Genomic DNA, 1,327 nt, shown 5'->3' on the forward strand with positions numbered 1-1,327 from the left:
TCCATGAAAATTCCACCTCCAGAATCAGTTTCTTAAGGTGGATTCATGAGATCCAATCAGATAACCAATAACATTTTTGTACATGTAATCATTACCCGGATTGGACATTTAAACTTTACCCGTAACAGTTTTCCCCGATTTCTTCTTTGTTCCATTCTTTGTTCCATTCTTTGTTCTGTTCTTTGTCCTGTTTGCTGCGGCATTAAAAATTCAATGCCGCTAAAACTTCATTTTGCACAGAACAAACCTTCATAACTAAAAAACTGTCCGTTAAACATCAAGACTAAACTGGACAGTTTTTTTAATCCGGGATTGTATTCTCAATGCAGCTGTGATTGAGATATCACTTTATAAGAATGAATTGAAACAAAGAATTCGAATGAAGAATTCAAACAAGAAATCAGGAAGATCTGAGAACATTCTTATTATCCACTTCTTCACATTTCACATTTATATTCCCGTTTTTTGGCAATTTTCAATCATTTTTACCGTTTTTCAGACATTAATTCTGATAATTTTTCTGGAATTGAAACTCTGTTATCAATGCAAAACCTGATAGCGTTTTCCATTGTAAATCTTGTTTCAGCTTTACCTATCGCCATTCTGGTCCAGGAATGTTTTTCATATAATGAACATGGATAAAGAGATGGCAAAGATTATCGAACTTTTCCATCTTGACAATACCATCAATAACATTTACACAAATTTTTTTGTCATAATTTTCGCTTTAATGCTTCACTCGAACAATTCGGGAATCAGACAAACCAGAACCTCAGAAGAACAGGAACCATAGAAATGGAGGATGAGATCATGAAAACGACTGTAACCAGACAAAACATCATTGAAAAGATCAACCAGCTTTTTGTCACCAGCCAGGAATTTAAAGCCATCCGTGATGACTATTCGGTAAAAATTCATACTGTGGATCGCGATGGATCGATTGCTCTGGTTGATGATCATATTCTGACTCTTGAATCCACTCATCTGAAAACAGGCGAAACGGATTTCTTTCTCCACTTTGATATGAATGAAGATGACGAACTTGAAAATAAGATTCAGCCATTTCTCGACTTCCTGAAGTCTGATCATTCTGAAGAATCTAAAACAATCTGCCGCAGCTGTTATAAAACTCCATTAAAAGTCTATTTCTGCTGTACTGGAGGAGTGACTTCTTCATACATCGCTCATATGTTAAACGACAAAGCCTAACTATTAAATGTCAAGTGTAATTGTATGGTGATCATAAAAATAAGTTTTGTTTGCTTTGCAGGTACATTTGCCTTGATAGGGAGGGCAAATAAATGATTACGTCTTAAATATTCAGAAA

At 35.0% G+C, this 1,327-nt stretch carries 1 protein-coding gene; it reads left to right on the forward strand.

All coding sequences use genetic code 11. The features are described 5' to 3' along the window. The first annotated feature begins 810 nt into the window (after window positions 1–810). On the forward strand, window positions 811–1,209 hold the full coding sequence (locus tag BO222_RS00240; protein ID WP_143356862.1) for a hypothetical protein: 399 nt from the start codon (window positions 811–813) through the stop codon (window positions 1,207–1,209). The last annotated feature ends 118 nt before the right edge of the window (window positions 1,210–1,327 follow it).

This window comes from Ileibacterium valens, from assembly GCF_001945525.1.
Lineage (GTDB): Bacteria > Bacillota_I > Bacilli_A > Erysipelotrichales > Erysipelotrichaceae > Ileibacterium > Ileibacterium valens.